Source organism: Marinobacter sp., assembly GCF_044799475.1.
Classification (GTDB): domain Bacteria; phylum Pseudomonadota; class Gammaproteobacteria; order Pseudomonadales; family Oleiphilaceae; genus Marinobacter.
The window spans coordinates 2,626,847-2,640,986 of record NZ_CP085217.1 but is presented as its reverse complement, the minus strand read 5'-3'; the positions used below and the strand labels follow the sequence as shown (position 1 = coordinate 2,640,986).

Below are 14,140 nucleotides of genomic sequence, written 5' to 3'. Positions count from 1 at the left end.
ACGATAGCTCAGAGCTCGCCACGATAGCTTGCCCAGGCGATATGGGATTCACTGAGAGTGACTGTGAGCGCCTGGAGCCCGCTTCCACCGGCTCCCAGGGCATTCTGTTTTATGGCAACCGCGAGATGGTCGAAAATGACTCGCGCCATGAACTCGGTGGTGGTATTGCGTCCGGCCAGCTCCGGAACCTCGTCGAGGTTTTTCATGTTGAACGTCGACAGGGTTTTTTTAAGCACTTCTCCCGCCAGGCCTATGTCCACCACCAGGTTGTCCTCATCAAGCTCAGGCCTTTCAAAACTGACGTCGACCAGATAGGTGGCTCCGTGAAGGCCCTGTGCCGGGCCGAAAATCTCACCCCGGAAACTGTGGGCGATCATCAGATGATCACGAACGGTCAGAGAGTACATTCAGGCTTGCTCCTTTTTCTGCATTGAGTGGATAACCCGGAAGCGGGATATCAGCGCCGGGCTGCCGGGTACACCACCCGGTGACAGAGCTCGCCACTGCCTGGCTGGCACACTCGTGCCATGGTTTCCGGCAGGTCCTCAAAGGCGCTCTCCCCGGAAATGAGGGAATCCAGTGCGGGTTCATCCAGCAGGGACAGGGCCAGAGCCAGCCTCCGGCTGTAGCCCCATCGCGGATTCCGGATGGGGTTGATACCTCCAACCTGGCTTGACCGGATGGTCAGCCGGCGGGCATGAAAGGCCTCTCCCAGTGGCAGGCTGACCTCACGATTGCCGAACCAGCTCATTTCGACGATTCGTGCTTCCTGACCGGCCAGCTCCAGAGCGGCTTTGAGCCCACCCGGCTGACCACTGGCATGAATGACCAGATCATAACCTGCCTCTTCAGGCTGACTCACGAGATCAAGGCCTAATGCCGCCAGCACCGGCTCACGAGCAGGATCTGTGTCGATTGCCGTCACCCGGACACCCGGTATGCGGCTGGCAAGCCATGCAACCAGGCTGCCCACAACGCCGCAGCCGATAATGGCGATCCGGTCGCCTATCCCGGGTTCCGCATCCCACAGGCTGTTGACCGCCGTCTCCATGTTGGCCGCCAGCACCGCCCGCTCTGGAGGAACGCCTTCAGGCAGGACCGTCACCGCGTCCGCGGGCACCCGATACCGGGTCTGATGGGGAAAAAGACTGAACACGGTTTTGCCGACAAGATGGGCCGGACCTGATAGCACCCGACCTACATTGGCATAGCCGTAACACACAGGGTAGGGAAATCCCCCCGCCTGGAAAGGCGCCCTCATGCGCTGGAACTCCGACTTCGGGATACGGTCGTGGAACACCAGACTCTCCGTACCCCGGCTGATGGCGGAATAGAGGGTTTCCACCTCAACCGTTTCGGGGCCGGCGGATCCGAACTGGAAAAGAGGGGTCTCGCGAATCTCCCCCCGGGCCGGGCCGATTATCCAGAAAGCCTCTGCCGCTGCTGTGTCAGTCATCGGAACTCCTGTTTTATCCTGCCGGAAGCCGTTAACCTAAGCTTGTCTATAGTGATACTGACATAACGCACGCCAGCCAGTCCTGAAGAGATGTTGGCTGAGAGGATTGCGCCCGTCAGACTCATAATACATTCTGGACAAGCTCAAAATACGTTCTGGTGCCTTTATGGATCCTCACAGCAAAGACTTTGGCTTCAGAAAGTTACTGATCCCCGATTTTGCAGCCGGGGCTGCATTGCTTGTTCTGCTGTGCTGGCTGACTGCGCTGCCCTGGCTCACCACCTTCCTCGCTCTGGTCATTTTTAGCGGCATATGCCTGCCTGTTCAGTTCGGCTGGCGCCGGATCTGGCCTGACAGGGATTTCGGCTGGGCCAACCGGGTCACCCTGCTTCGCGCCGTATTCGTCGCCTTTCTCGCCGCCCTGGTCCCTTTTCCCCAGCTGCTGTCTGGTTTTGTCTGGCTCTATGCTGTTTTGAGCCTGCTGGTTCTGGTGCTGGATGGCGTAGATGGTGGCATTGCCAGAGCAACCCGGTCCACTACCGCATTCGGCGCGCGCTTCGACATGGAACTGGACGCTTTTTTCATACTGGTGCTTTGTGGCGCCGTTCTGGCTCTGGACAAGGCTGGCTACTGGGTACTCGCTCTGGGCCTCATGCGCTACGGCTTCCTGCTTGCGGGGGCCATCTGGCCCCGCCTGACCAGGCCCCTGCCCGGCAGCGTGCGACGCAAAACCGTGTGTGTATGGCAGGCCGCAACCCTGCTGGTCGCCCTGCTACCGTTTGTGAGCAGGGGGTTTGCCAGTTGGGCGCTGGCGCTGGCGCTCGTGCTTTTAATTTACTCATTCGCTGCGGACACTGCCTGGCTTCTGCGTCACAGGCAGAGCCGCACCGAATCTGCCACCAACTGATATTGTCAGGGAGAAGGTTATGAACAGATCACTTCCTTATCGCGCGGTTATCCAGTGCCTGACTGCACTGTTTCTGGTATCCCTCGCCGGCCAGCTGTCGGCCGAGGCTCGAAAATTCAATATTGATGAGGAGCATTTCACCCTCACCTTTGAGGTGAATCATCTCGGCTATGCCAATGTGATTGGGATGTTCCTGGATGCCAGCGGATCCTTTGAATACGATGCCGAGGCCCGCACTGTTCCCTCCGGCCAGGTGACAGTGAAAAGCGAGAGCGTGTTTACCAACCACGAAAAGCGGGACGATCATCTCCGCAAGGACGATTTCCTGCATGCCAGCAAATATCCCGAAGTAACGTTTACCGTGACCGGGTTCGAAGCCACCGGCGAGGACACCGGCAAGCTGACGGGGGACCTTGAGCTTCTGGGCAAAACCCGGCCGGTTACCCTGGATGTCACCCTGAACAAGGCGGCGGAATACCCCATAGGCCATGAGGAGTACACCCTGGGTATTTCCGCAGAAACCACCATCAAACGCAGTGAGTGGGGCATGACTTATGCCCTGGATCCCCGGCTGGTGGGTGACGAAGTAAAGCTCAGGTTTGAGTTTGAGGCCATCCGGGAGTCCGGTGGCTGGTTCGGCTCATAGGGCTCGTTAGTGCACAAGCTGCGTTGTGTCATGGTTCCACTTTACTTTTTGTGAAGCAGATCACGGGGAAACAACAAAAGCACACATTTCAGGCCAAGCCGTTGCCGAAGGCGGGCGGACTGCGTATGTTTTTCATACAGGTTAAATTTTGATTCATTGTCTGACAATGATGAAAGTCTGATGGAAGGCGCCATGGCAGTTCGAGGTCTAGTGGTTGTTTCCGCGCTGATTGGCAGTGCGGCAGGTCTGGGATACCTGCTCTCCTCCGAAAACCCGGAGCAGCGGTCTGTTGCTGTTGAACAGAGCCGGGAGGCCGCGCCTTCACCGGACGCGAGGCCGGGCACCCCGGCCCCCGCTGCCTCCTCCGGGCCTTCTTCACCGGAGCCTCCACCGGACGATGCTCTCGCGTTCATGCTGACCCAGGTGTCTGAGCAGTATCAGGAAACCTCCCGCTACCCCAGTTATTCCGTGCCCCTGAGCGAATCCCAGGCGAAAGCCTATCGGGGTAATGTCTATGATCCCATCACCCTCCCCCTCTCCGACGGCGGCAGCTTCAGCGTCTCCCTGGAAAAATTCAGATTTACTCAGGGGGAGGAAATTCTTGTTGCGGCCAGCCTTTCCGGACCGGAGGTAGTGGAGCGGACCATGGACGTAAGTCTGGAATCCACTCAGGACCAGACGGAAGAAGCGGAGACCACCCTGGATTACGAGGCCGACGGCTTTTACGAAGGTACTCTCGAAAGCGACGTACCGCCGGGAGAGTACCGCCTGGTGGTGGAGGCCACCGTCGACAGCCGGCCACTGCGCCACGTATCCACACTCACCATCGAACCCGACCTGGGTGAGTTCGTGGGCATTGGAACCCCCCGGGTAAGCGGCAATGACCTGGTGATACCCGTCGAGTTCGATGCCAGTGAATCCGGCTACTACGCCCTTAGCGCCCAGCTCTACGCTGATGGACAGCCAGTCGCCCATCTCAGTGGAGAGCAGGCGCTGGATGGCACCGGCGATCAGATTGAGCTGCGGGCCCACGGATCGGTTCTTGCCGATCTCGCACACAGCGGCAATGTGGACCAGCTGCAGCTGAAAGGGCTGCAGATCCGTCGCCTTCCTGCCCAGCCCGGTGACCGCACCGATTATGCCTTTGGACCCGAAGAAGGTTTCACTTTCACGCCGCCTGATCTGGACAGCCTCAGGAATACCCGGGCGGGTGACCCCGAATCAGAACAGCGCGCCGCTCTGCTGCAAAAGCTGACGGCCGGGTTCTGATCCTGCGGCGGAGGCCGCTGGAGTTAGCAACGTAACAGTACCAATACAAAAACAATTCGCGTACAGACACGGAGCAAACGAATGAAACCACTAACGAAAGTGACCGCACTGGCTGCGCTTTCCGCCAGCCTTCTGGCGACCGGAGCCAGCGCTCAGCTGGCCGGCCACAACGTTGTACTTGTACACGGTTTTCAGCAGGAGGACCTGTCCAGTCCACCAGCTGATCTTCAGGCCGTGAAAGACGCCGGTGAAGATTACTGGCGCACCTTCTGGCTGTCCCGGTCGGAAGCAAGAATTGACTGGCCCAGCAACGGGCGGGTTGAAGGCAGCATTGCTCAGCAGGCGTACAGCCAGATTCGCTCCATCAGCCAGTCCGGCCTCTGCAGCAACTACTGCATTCTGGTCTCCCACTCCACCGGTGATCTGGTTACCCGCTACATTCTGGAGAATCAGGCACGCTGGCTGAGAAATGAAGGTCTGCAACCACTGAAGATTCTCACCGCGCTGGACTTCTCTGGTGCCGGCGGCGGTACGGAACTGGCAGACCTTGCAGTCAGTGTTGCCTACAACGACAGCTGGTATCTCGCCCCGGTGAAGGCTGCCGTCAAAGCATTTACCGGAATAGACCCGAAGCCCGGCAAACTGGGCGTGGTCAATGACCTGCAGACCAATGCCGCCCGTAACCTGGCGGTCAGCCCCAACGGCATTCCCCGGATCCGGCTGGTAGCCGGTGGCTCATCGTATGGTGGCATTACCAAGCCGTTCATTGCCGGCACCGACGACGGGGTGGTACCGACGCACTCGGCCTGCGGGGCAACAACCGCGGAAGGCGTCGACTCCTGTGTGTCCTACCTGAGCCTGAAGGGCAAGTACACCAGTCAGAATGGCCCGGATGACCTCTATTACAACCACTATCCGGTGCTGATGAACGAAGGCGTGTCTCACAGCGGTGTTCTGGGTTCCGAGACCGGAAATACGTCGGTCCCGGTTGTGAACAACACGACCCTGAACGGCTTCCAGGTGGACTTTGCCAGCCGGACCTACAACAAGCGGGCATGGTGGCAGTGGTGGGGCGCTGGAGACCGTTACATTGAGGTGCCGGGCTCGGCTCAGACTGACATGTCGAGTCTCGTATACAGCACGCTCAATAACTGATCAGGACGAGAAATGGCCCAGGGATGGGCCACGGATATTCCTCCGGGCAGCCGCCGCATGTATCAGATTCCCTGGCCGTTGGACTCTTACTTCGCATCCTACCCATGTTAAGCTTCTGTTGCCCTGACCGGTCAGAGACCCACCGTTCACAACAGGAACTCCCATAGTGCCCCTCTCCGACGCCCGGAAATCCGACCTGCTTCTGGTGGTGGTCACACTGCTTGCAGGCATAAGCTGGATGTTTTCGAAAGAAGCAGTGATGCTCATGCCGCCGCTACTCTTCATGGCGCTCCGGTTTCTGATGGCGGGAGCCATCCTGGCACTCGCTGCACCCCGCTATCTCCGTCGCCTGACGAGGGACCACCTGGTCCGCAGCATTCAGGTGGGGCTGGTGTTCGGTGTGGCCATGAGCTGCTGGATAATGGGGCTCTTCCACGCGTCTCATGTGGGCGAGGGAGCTTTTCTCACCAGCCTGGGCGTGGTGATTGTGCCGGTAATAGCCCGGGTGGTATTCCGGGAGCCCCAGCCCCTGAGCACTTGGCTCGCCCTTCCGGTGGCGGTGGCCGGCCTTGGCCTGCTCTCCCTGCAGAATGGCTTCCGTCCAGAGCCTGGGCAGCTGTTTTTTATAGCCGCAGCCAGCATTTTTGCTCTGTTTTTCATTCTGAACGCCCGGGCCGCCAACACGCGCTCAGAAACCACTCGGGCGGGCGTCACCGTTCAGCGCGAGAGGGTGCCCGCCCTGGTACTGACAGCCATCACCCTGCTTACGGTAGGCGCCTTTGCCGCACTGCTTTCCCTGCTGCTGGAGCCGGCCTGGTCCATCACATTCAGTGACTTCCCGCCAATCCTGGTGTGGTGGGTGGTTGCCAGCGCCGTGATCGGCACTGCCGGCCGGTTCTTTGTCCAGACCTACGCCCAGAGTCTTTCCGCCCACAGCCATGGAGTGGTGATCATGGTGCTGGAGCCGGTCTGGGTCGCACTGTTCGCCGCTGGCTGGTTCGACGAAACCATGAGCTTTTCACAGCTTGGGGGCTGCGCCCTGATCTTTGCCGCGCTGTTGATAAACCGCTGGAGCGTATTGTCCAGAGCGGTGCGAAGCCTGGGTCGAAAACAAAAATTCTGACGCACAAAGCCACAAAGAGGTTGACCGCCCGCGCAGGGATCAGTATATTTTCTCCCCGTTGAGATAGGACCATAGCTCAGTTGGTTAGAGCGCTGCCTTGACATGGCAGAGGTCGGCAGTTCAAATCTGCCTGGTCCTACCAGATTTGCAACAAAATGAGCCACTTAGAGCGCAAGCCAAGTGGCTTTTTTTGTGTCTTGGATAAGCCAAACCGATTTACAGCACATTTACAGCAAGGCGCGACGGTAAAGGCAAACTTATACACCATAAGACACCTCCGACTCGCCTGGAGCGCCGGAATAGTAGGCTGCCTGGTAGATTCGGATTTCGGGCCAGGTCAACCATGGCCCTTTGGAGTTAACGGCGCATGGCTCTTGTCCCCGCTAATGCGCCCAGAGCCAATGACATCAGAACCATAGAGCCGGGTTCGCTGACAATTGAAGTCGAAATTCCTATCACATTAAAACCCGCAGTAGATGCAACGCGTGACTCATAAAGCTCAAAGTATTCATCATAGCTACATTCGCAGTTAAAGATTGTGGGGCCGGCGTATACCTCGCCGCCACGCCAGTATGGGCCTTCGTCCCAGATTTCAATCTGGGCAAGATGCATAACTCCCCCCGGTGTCTGGGGGTCGGACAGAAGATTTCTTCTTGTGGCGGTCAAGCCAATAACCTCTGTTTCAGAGCTTATAGCGTATTCCCAAAAGATCGCGTTATCCCATTCCAGGAGGTAAGAGCCGACCTTATCAGTGAGGGTGAGCGATAAGTCTATAATAGAAGATTGGGTGAGGACTCCGAGCGTTCCGTCGGTCGTGATAGTCCCTTTTACTGAGCCGGTCCCGCCCGGCTGGTCAACCACGTAGACGATGGACGCATTGGCCGCGCTGGCGAGCAGGCCGGCAGCGATAAGTGAGGAGAAGAAAATCTTCCACTGTTTCATTGGGTGCCCTTAATTATTGGTGAGGTTGTTGCGGAGCACCCGGTCATGTGGCCGAATTCCATTGTAGTGGTTCAATGATTCCGGACACCAACGTAGGTGGTAATATCGCCACCATAAGCGAGGTGTCTGATGACCAGGAAACGACGATCTTTTACGCCGGAGTTCAAGCAGGAAGCCGCCTGTCTGGTGCTTGACCAGGGCTACACTGTTGCCGAGGCCGGCCGCTCTTTGAATGTCGGCGAGAACGCCCTCAGGCGATGGGTAAAACAGCTTTCAGAGGAACGTGGCGGGCTTACACCCAAGTCCAAAGCGCTGACGCCGGAGCAGCAGCGGATCCAGGAACTGGAAGCGCGTTGCGAGCGCCTGGAACGGGAGAAATCGATACTAAAAAAGGCTACCGCTCTCTTGATGTCGGACGAGATGAATCGTACGCGCTGATAGACCAGTTGAGTGAGCAGGAGCCGGTTGAGATGGTCTGTAAAGCGTTTGAAGTATCGCGGTCCAGCTATTACGAGTATCGCCGCAGGCGGTCCGTAGTGGATGCCGAACGAGTGGTTCTGCGGGCCGATGTGAACCGGATCTTTCGCAAGAGCCGAAGCTCAGCGGGAAGCCGTATGATCACCACCATGCTTAATGATGAAGGCGTTGTGATCGGGCGCTTCAAGGTTCGCCGCCTGATGAGTGAGCTGGGGCTGATCTGCAAACAACCTGGTCCTCACGCTTACAAGCAGGCCACTGTGGAAAGGCCGGACATTCCAAACCGGCTGAATCGTGAGTTCAGCGTCAGCCACCCGGACCAGGCATGGTGCGGTGACATCACCTATGTGTGGGCTGGTCAGCGATGGAGCTATCTGGCGGTCGTTCTCGATCTCTATGCCCGCCGGATTGTCGGCTGGGCGCTATCAGACCGGCCTGATGCTGAGTTGGTAGTGAAAGCCCTGGATCATGCGTATGAGCAACGAGGGAAGCCCACTGGAGTTCTGTTCCACTCCGACCAGGGCAGTCAGTATGCCAGTCGATTATTCCGTCAGAGACTCTGGCGCTACCGCATGGAGCAAAGCATGAGTCGCCGGGGAAATTGCTGGGACAATGCCCCGATGGAACGGGTCTTCCGAAGCTTGAAGAGCGAATGGATCCCTTCACTTGGATATCGGTCGATTCCCGATGCCAGGAAGGATATTGGCGACTACCTGATGGACTACTACAACCGGCAGCGCCCTCATACGTTCAATGACGGCATGCCGCCGGTGGTTGCGGAAGAAAAACTTAAAATACTGTTCGGGGTTAGTTGACCACTACACATGCTCGACATCATCAAACCTAGCAGACGCATTAAAAGAAAGAAATCGGGTCTTTATGCTTTCACAATTAGCGTTGATCGGAATTCAGAGATCGTTTCATCTCACATCGGGCAGTCTCCTCTTGCTCTATCGATTTTCCCCATACCTGGAGTTTTCGTCCGTGAGCCCGGCCCTCGGGGCGACTCCAATCTGCCCCCTCAGCTCAAGGTTGCCCCACTAATAAATACTACTGTTTACCATGATTCATCCTATTGCCCCTGCCAGGGATAACTAATCGGTCACTGGCCGCGAAATTGTGCGGTTCGTCTGGCGAGAAACGCCGACACGCCCTCTGCAAAATCTTCGGTGCGCGTCATTTCCAGGAACGCCGCCCGCTCTGCTTCCAGGTGGCTGGCCAGCTGATCGCCGAAGGCCCTGTCGGTAAGCTCGCGAAAGGCGCCAAAGGCCCTGGTGGGGCCGCTGGAAATCTTCCTGGTGATTTCGGCCAACAGATTTTCATAGTTGTCTTCCGTGGCAAAATCGGTGATCAGGCCCCAGTCTTTGGCTTCGGCTGCGCTCAGCGTCCGGCCCAGCAACATTAATTCCGCGGCCCGGCCGGCACCGATTCTGTGGGCGAGAAACCAGCTGCCGCCACAGTCGGGAACGGCGCCGATGCCGTTATAGGCGACCAGAAATTTCGCATCTTCCCGCGCAATAATCAGGTCTGCCATCAGTGCCAGGCTCAGCCCCGCTCCGGCAGCAACGCCCTTGACTGCTGCTATCACCGGGGCGTCCATACTGCGTAGCAGCAGGATGGCCGGGTTGACCGCATCCAGAATGGCGCTGATGGCTTTGCCTGCCTGCTCCGGAGAACCTGCCATGCTGGCGATATCCCCGCCTGCCATGAAGGCGCGCCCTGCGCCGGTCAGAACGATACATCGGATGCGCGGCAGGTCTTTCAGCCCCTGGACAGCGGCAAGGAAGGCTTCCGCCAGAGGCACATCGATGGCGTTCAGGGCTTTCGGGCGGTTGAAAGTAAGAGTTGCCACACCCGTTTCCTGGTCAAATTCCGTGGCTACCAGAGTGTCAGTCATTGTTAGTTGCTCTCTTGTCGCTGCAGGTCCGAAGGCCGGTTCTCTGCGTATCCGATGCAGTTGTCCGTCAGTTAACAGGTTAGATGGGTTTGCCTTATGTTGCCTGAATGGGCTAATTTAAATCCGGATCGGGTTGTTCCCGGCGATAAGAAAAAACAAAAATCAAAATCATCTTTTGGCGTGAGTCCGGTTACAGGTAAGGCACTTTAGTGTGCCTGCGTATCCGGCGCCTGGGGTGCCGGGAGGTAACGTGAGCATCCTCGATATCAGCAATCTGTCTTTGTCTTTTGGTGGTGTGAAGGCGCTGCAGGATGTCAGCTTCCAGGTGCCTGAAAACACCATAACCACCATTATCGGGCCGAATGGTGCCGGTAAGACGTCCCTCTTCAATTGCATTTCCGGTTTTTACAGACCCCAGCAGGGCACGATCAGCTATCAGGGTCAGGTGCTTTCAAGCGGTATCAAGCCGCCGCGCAGGGCAGCGCTGGGCCTGGCTCGGACTTTCCAGAATATCGCCCTGTTCCGGGGTATGACTGTACTCGATAACATCAAGCTCGGTGCCCACGTCCACATGAAAAGCGGCCTGCTCAGCGCACTCGCCTATTTCGGCCCTGCCCGCCGGGAGGAAATCGCGGTCCGCAGGAACGTAGAGCAACGGATCATCGACTTTCTGGAAATCGACCATATCCGCCGTCAATCTGTGTCGAGTCTCTCCTATGGCTTGCAGAAGCGCGTGGAGCTGGCCCGGGCACTGGCGATGCAACCGAAAGTGCTGATGCTGGATGAGCCGGTGGCCGGTATGAACCGGGAGGAAAAGGAAGACATGGCCCGCTTTATTCTGGATATCAGGGAGGAATGGGGCATTACCGTGCTGATGGTAGAGCACGACATGGGCATGGTCATGGATATTTCAGACCACATTGCGGTGCTCAATTTTGGTCAGGTCATTACCGAGGGGCTGCCGGCGGATGTCCAGAAAAATCCGGAGGTGATCAGGGCTTACCTGGGTAACAGTGACATCGACAGTTTGCGCAAGAAGCTCAATCCACAAGGGGAAGCCGCCTGATGGATTGGATGTTCTTTGGTGAAATCAGCCTGGCGGGCCTGGCCATGGGCGGGCTTTATGCGCTGATCGCCCTGGGGTTTGTGATCATCTACAAGGCGACCCGGGTGATCAATTTTGCCATTGGCGAAATAATGATGTTTGCGGCCTACCTGTTTCTGGCCTTTGCCGGCGGTATGGAGATGTCAGCCTGGATCGCGCTGCCGCTGGCGGTGGCCGGAGGCAGCATTCTGGGCGGGGTGATCGAGAAGACCATGATCCGGCCGATGCTGGGGGAATCTCCGATTTCGGTGGTGATGGTGACCATCGGTATTGCCAGTATTCTGGTGGGTCTGGTGGAGTTTATCTGGACCGCCGATCCGCAACTGCTTCCGAGCTTCCTGCCCCGGGAGCCGGTGTTTATTGGCGAGCTGTATCTGGCTCCGAAAATCGCCTACGGTTTCCTGATCGGCGCCGCCCTGCTGATTGTTTACCTGCTCTATTTCAGATTCTCGCGAGGCGGCGTAGCGTTGCGGGCGACTGCCTCGGACCAGGCAGCAGCCTATTCCATGGGCATTAATGTACGCCGGGTATTCAATATGGCCTGGGTATTCGGTTCGCTCGCTGCATCACTGGCCGGCGTCCTGGTGGCTGCCACCGGCGGACTCAGTCCGCAGTTCGGCATCATCGGACTGAGCGTGCTGGTGGTGGTCATTGTTGGTGGCCTGGACAGCATTCTGGGGGCGCTGATTGCCGGTGTGTTCATTGGCTGGCTGGAGACCGTGGCCGGTGCCTATCTCGGCGGCGAGTACAGGATGCCGGCTACTTTTCTGGTTCTGGCGGTGATTCTGGTTATTCGACCCTATGGCCTCTTTGGCACCCACGAAATAGAGCGAGTGTAAGATGCGGATCGGTGACGCAAAGCAGACTTACGAGGCCGATGAGGCGATCTGGACAACCCATACCCAAAAGCTCTGGTTTGGACTGTTCCTGCTGCTTCTGCTGGTGTTTCCGTTCATGGCGGATTCCTATCTTCTGTACCTGGGGTGTCTGGTGGGTATTGCCGTCATCAGTACCACCGGCCTGAATATCCTCACCGGTTTTACCGGCCTGATTTCCCTGGGCCAGGCAGGCTTTATGGGCGTTGGCGCCTATACCGTGGCCTGGCTCTCCGTTAATACCGCCCTGCCGTTCCCGGTAACCCTGGTGCTGGCCGGGCTCATGGCCGCTGCTGTAGGTATTCTGGTAGGCCTGCCCTCGCTGCGGGTCAAGGGACTGTACCTGGCCATTGCCACTCTGGCGGCCAGCGTTTTCCTGCATTTCATTTTTGCAGAGTGGGAATCTGTCACCGGCGGTATGGGCGGCATGAGTCTGGAACCGGCGCATCTGTTCGGGTGGTCTTTCCAGAGTGATTTCATGATGTATTTCATCATCGTGCCATTGGCGGTGCTGATGGTGCTTGCTGCCGCCAATGTGTTCCGAACCCGGATTGGCCGGGCTTTTATCGCTATTCGGGACCGGGATATTTCCGCCGAGATTCTTGGTATCGACCTGTTGCGTTACAAGTTGATGTCCTTCGCTCTCAGCTCGTTTTATGCCGGGGTGGCCGGAGGCCTGTTCGCCTATTTCTTCCGGGTGGTGACACCGGAGAGTTTCCCGCTGTCCATGTCGATTTTCTATCTTGCGGCGGTGATCGTGGGAGGCATGGGGAATTTACTCGGTGGCATACTCGGGGCGGTCTTCATGACCCTGGTGCCGGAAGCGCTGAAACTGCTGACTTCTGCACTGACGCCGTTCTATCCAAATGCTCCTGTATTCATGTCGCCAATGCTGGAGATCATTTTTGGCGCCCTGATTGTAGGCTTTCTGATTTTCGAACCCCATGGCCTCGCGGAGATATGGCATCGCATTCGCCGCTTCTTTCACCTGTGGCCATTCAGGAATTAACGGTTTTTCAACGAGAACACGAGCAACACCAACAACAACAAGCAGCAAGGAGAAGAGACATGTTCAGAAACATACTCAACAAAGGACGCCGGCTTGCCGGGCTTGGCAGCCTGATGGCTGTGTTAACCGTAGCCGCGCCGGCCATGGCCCAGGACAAGGACAAGGAGCCCATCGTGTTCGGTGGCTCCATTCCGCTGTCCGGTGTGTTTGCCTTCGCCGGTATTCACATCCACGCCGGCCTGACCGACTACACAACCTGGATTAACAGCGAAGGTGGTATCAATGGCCATCCGGTAAAGTACGTGATGGAAGATACCGCCTACGAGGTTGACCGTTCAGTGGCTGCCTTCAAGAAAATTTCCGCCAGTGAATCACCGGCCACCTATTACGGTGACAGCACCGCATTCATGAAGACCATCGCTTCGGAGCTGAACAGCCAGGGCGATACCCTGATGAGCGGAGCGTCGTTTGCGACCGCACTGACGGACAACGAGCAATACCCCTATCAGTTTATTCCGGGACCCAACTACTCCCAGATGTTCGGCATTATTCTGGAATACATTGCCTCCCAGGGTGAAGGCGGGGACATGCCAACAGTAGCCTTCGTCTATAGCGATACCGAGTTCGGTAAGGATCCGATTGAGAATGGCAAGGCCCGTGCCGCCGAGCTGGGTATTGAGGTGGTTGAGGATATCGTCACCAAACCCGGCAGCGTGGACGTGTCAGCTGAAATTCTGAAGCTGCGCCGGGTCCGTCCCGATTACGTGGTGTTCCACGGCTACGTATTATCGCCGATCAACGAGTTCATGGTTCAGATGCGCCAGATGGGACTGGATACCGAGTTCATGGGTACTTTCTGGTCCTCGGACAAGCTGATCATCGACAAGATGGGCGCGGATGCGGACGGTTACATGGGTGTTATGCCCTACAACTACTATGACAGCGAAGAAAGCGGGCCAATGCTGGATGCGCTTCGGGCCCAGGCCGAGAAGAGCGACCCGGAGGCCGGTTACCGCCCGACCGGCTACGTGCAGGCCTGGTTCAATGCCATGGTGTGGACCGAGGTGATCAAGCGTACCCTCGACGCCGACAAGGAATTGACTGCTGACAACATGGCCGAGGCACTGGCCTCCATCGAAGACTGGGATACAGGTGGCATCATCGGCATACCGGTAACCGTCAGGGACATGTCTTTCCCGGTTGGCCGTATCTGGCGGGTTAATGCCGAAGAAGGCCGTTACGAGCCGGTATCGGACTGGATTCACCTCGACTGAGGGGC

14 protein-coding genes and 1 tRNA gene are annotated in these 14,140 nt (G+C 57.5%); 11 read left to right on the top strand and 4 right to left on the bottom strand.

What is annotated here, in order from left to right; all coding sequences use genetic code 11:
- Nucleotides 1-8 precede the first annotated feature (8 nt).
- Both LG327_RS12265 and LG327_RS12260 read right to left on the bottom strand, forming a co-directional pair.
- A complete protein-coding gene (locus LG327_RS12265; protein WP_404362177.1) occupies nt 9-407 on the bottom strand; it encodes a 6-pyruvoyl trahydropterin synthase family protein in 399 nt (132 codons plus the stop codon).
- A gap of 50 nt (nt 408-457) precedes the next feature.
- On the bottom strand, nt 458-1,456 hold the full coding sequence (locus LG327_RS12260; protein ID WP_404362175.1) for a zinc-binding alcohol dehydrogenase: 999 nt from the start codon (nt 1,454-1,456) through the stop codon (nt 458-460).
- A gap of 166 nt (nt 1,457-1,622) precedes the next feature.
- Here LG327_RS12260 and LG327_RS12255 point away from each other — a divergent pair, with 166 nt between their 5' ends.
- From LG327_RS12255 to LG327_RS12230, 6 genes are all read left to right on the top strand, one after another.
- On the top strand, nt 1,623-2,363 hold the full coding sequence (locus LG327_RS12255) for a CDP-alcohol phosphatidyltransferase family protein (RefSeq protein ID WP_404362174.1): 741 nt from the start codon (nt 1,623-1,625) through the stop codon (nt 2,361-2,363).
- A gap of 19 nt (nt 2,364-2,382) precedes the next feature.
- Nucleotides 2,383-3,009, top strand: coding sequence for a YceI family protein (locus LG327_RS12250; RefSeq protein WP_404362172.1), 627 nt, complete (start codon nt 2,383-2,385; stop codon nt 3,007-3,009).
- Nucleotides 3,010-3,201: 192 nt separating this feature from the next.
- Nucleotides 3,202-4,278 carry a hypothetical protein gene (locus LG327_RS12245; protein WP_404362170.1) on the top strand — a complete coding sequence of 359 codons (1,077 nt, stop codon included), beginning with the start codon at nt 3,202-3,204 and terminating at the stop codon, nt 4,276-4,278.
- Nucleotides 4,279-4,359: 81 nt separating this feature from the next.
- Entirely contained in the window at nt 4,360-5,433 is a 1,074-nt protein-coding gene (locus LG327_RS12240) for a hypothetical protein (protein WP_404362168.1), read from the top strand.
- 166 nt (nt 5,434-5,599) lie between these two features.
- Nucleotides 5,600-6,556, top strand: coding sequence for a DMT family transporter (locus LG327_RS12235; protein ID WP_404362167.1), 957 nt, complete (start codon nt 5,600-5,602; stop codon nt 6,554-6,556).
- A 65-nt stretch (nt 6,557-6,621) separates the two neighbouring features.
- A tRNA-Val gene (locus LG327_RS12230) sits at nt 6,622-6,698 on the top strand.
- Nucleotides 6,699-6,913: 215 nt separating this feature from the next.
- Here LG327_RS12230 and LG327_RS12225 read toward each other — a convergent pair.
- On the bottom strand, nt 6,914-7,498 hold the full coding sequence (locus LG327_RS12225; RefSeq protein ID WP_404362165.1) for a hypothetical protein: 585 nt from the start codon (nt 7,496-7,498) through the stop codon (nt 6,914-6,916).
- A gap of 129 nt (nt 7,499-7,627) precedes the next feature.
- Between LG327_RS12225 and LG327_RS12220 the strand changes: the two genes are divergently transcribed.
- Nucleotides 7,628-8,790, top strand: a protein-coding gene (locus tag LG327_RS12220; RefSeq protein ID WP_404362163.1) for an IS3 family transposase whose coding sequence is annotated in 2 segments (ribosomal slippage) — nt 7,628-7,883 and nt 7,883-8,790 — 1,164 coding nt in all. Because the reading frame shifts where the segments join, the coding sequence is not laid out codon by codon here.
- 287 nt (nt 8,791-9,077) lie between these two features.
- Here LG327_RS12220 and LG327_RS12215 read toward each other — a convergent pair.
- Nucleotides 9,078-9,872 carry an enoyl-CoA hydratase/isomerase family protein gene (locus LG327_RS12215; RefSeq protein WP_404362161.1) on the bottom strand — a complete coding sequence of 265 codons (795 nt, stop codon included), beginning with the start codon at nt 9,870-9,872 and terminating at the stop codon, nt 9,078-9,080.
- Nucleotides 9,873-10,122: 250 nt separating this feature from the next.
- On the opposite strand from LG327_RS12215, the gene LG327_RS12210 reads away from it, so the two are divergent.
- From LG327_RS12210 to LG327_RS12195, 4 genes are read left to right on the top strand one after another with little or no spacing between them, the layout of a single operon-like run.
- On the top strand, nt 10,123-10,938 hold the full coding sequence (locus LG327_RS12210) for an ABC transporter ATP-binding protein (protein WP_404362159.1): 816 nt from the start codon (nt 10,123-10,125) through the stop codon (nt 10,936-10,938).
- Nucleotides 10,938-11,816 carry a branched-chain amino acid ABC transporter permease gene (locus LG327_RS12205; RefSeq protein ID WP_404362157.1) on the top strand — a complete coding sequence of 293 codons (879 nt, stop codon included), beginning with the start codon at nt 10,938-10,940 and terminating at the stop codon, nt 11,814-11,816. Before LG327_RS12210 ends, LG327_RS12205 begins: the two co-directional genes overlap by 1 nt.
- Nucleotide 11,817: 1 nt before the next feature.
- Nucleotides 11,818-12,861, top strand: coding sequence for a branched-chain amino acid ABC transporter permease (locus LG327_RS12200; protein ID WP_404362155.1), 1,044 nt, complete (start codon nt 11,818-11,820; stop codon nt 12,859-12,861).
- A 59-nt stretch (nt 12,862-12,920) separates the two neighbouring features.
- Nucleotides 12,921-14,135 carry an ABC transporter substrate-binding protein gene (locus LG327_RS12195; RefSeq protein ID WP_404362153.1) on the top strand — a complete coding sequence of 405 codons (1,215 nt, stop codon included), beginning with the start codon at nt 12,921-12,923 and terminating at the stop codon, nt 14,133-14,135.
- Nucleotides 14,136-14,140: the final 5 nt, after the last annotated feature.

Excerpts from the sequence above, each read along its gene's own strand:
- LG327_RS12245 (WP_404362170.1), top strand. The coding sequence starts at position 3,202 with ATGGCAGTTCGAGGTCTAGTGGTTGTTTCCGCGCTGATTGGCAGTGCG.
- LG327_RS12215 (WP_404362161.1), bottom strand. The coding sequence starts at position 9,872 with ATGACTGACACTCTGGTAGCCACGGAATTTGACCAGGAAACGGGTGTG.
- LG327_RS12225 (WP_404362165.1), bottom strand. The coding sequence starts at position 7,498 with ATGAAACAGTGGAAGATTTTCTTCTCCTCACTTATCGCTGCCGGCCTG.
- LG327_RS12195 (WP_404362153.1), top strand. The coding sequence starts at position 12,921 with ATGTTCAGAAACATACTCAACAAAGGACGCCGGCTTGCCGGGCTTGGC.
- LG327_RS12240 (WP_404362168.1), top strand. The coding sequence starts at position 4,360 with ATGAAACCACTAACGAAAGTGACCGCACTGGCTGCGCTTTCCGCCAGC.
- LG327_RS12255 (WP_404362174.1), top strand. The coding sequence starts at position 1,623 with ATGGATCCTCACAGCAAAGACTTTGGCTTCAGAAAGTTACTGATCCCC.
- LG327_RS12205 (WP_404362157.1), top strand. The coding sequence starts at position 10,938 with ATGGATTGGATGTTCTTTGGTGAAATCAGCCTGGCGGGCCTGGCCATG.
- LG327_RS12260 (WP_404362175.1), bottom strand. The coding sequence starts at position 1,456 with ATGACTGACACAGCAGCGGCAGAGGCTTTCTGGATAATCGGCCCGGCC.
- LG327_RS12200 (WP_404362155.1), top strand. The coding sequence starts at position 11,818 with ATGCGGATCGGTGACGCAAAGCAGACTTACGAGGCCGATGAGGCGATC.
- LG327_RS12250 (WP_404362172.1), top strand. The coding sequence starts at position 2,383 with ATGAACAGATCACTTCCTTATCGCGCGGTTATCCAGTGCCTGACTGCA.
- LG327_RS12265 (WP_404362177.1), bottom strand. The coding sequence starts at position 407 with ATGTACTCTCTGACCGTTCGTGATCATCTGATGATCGCCCACAGTTTC.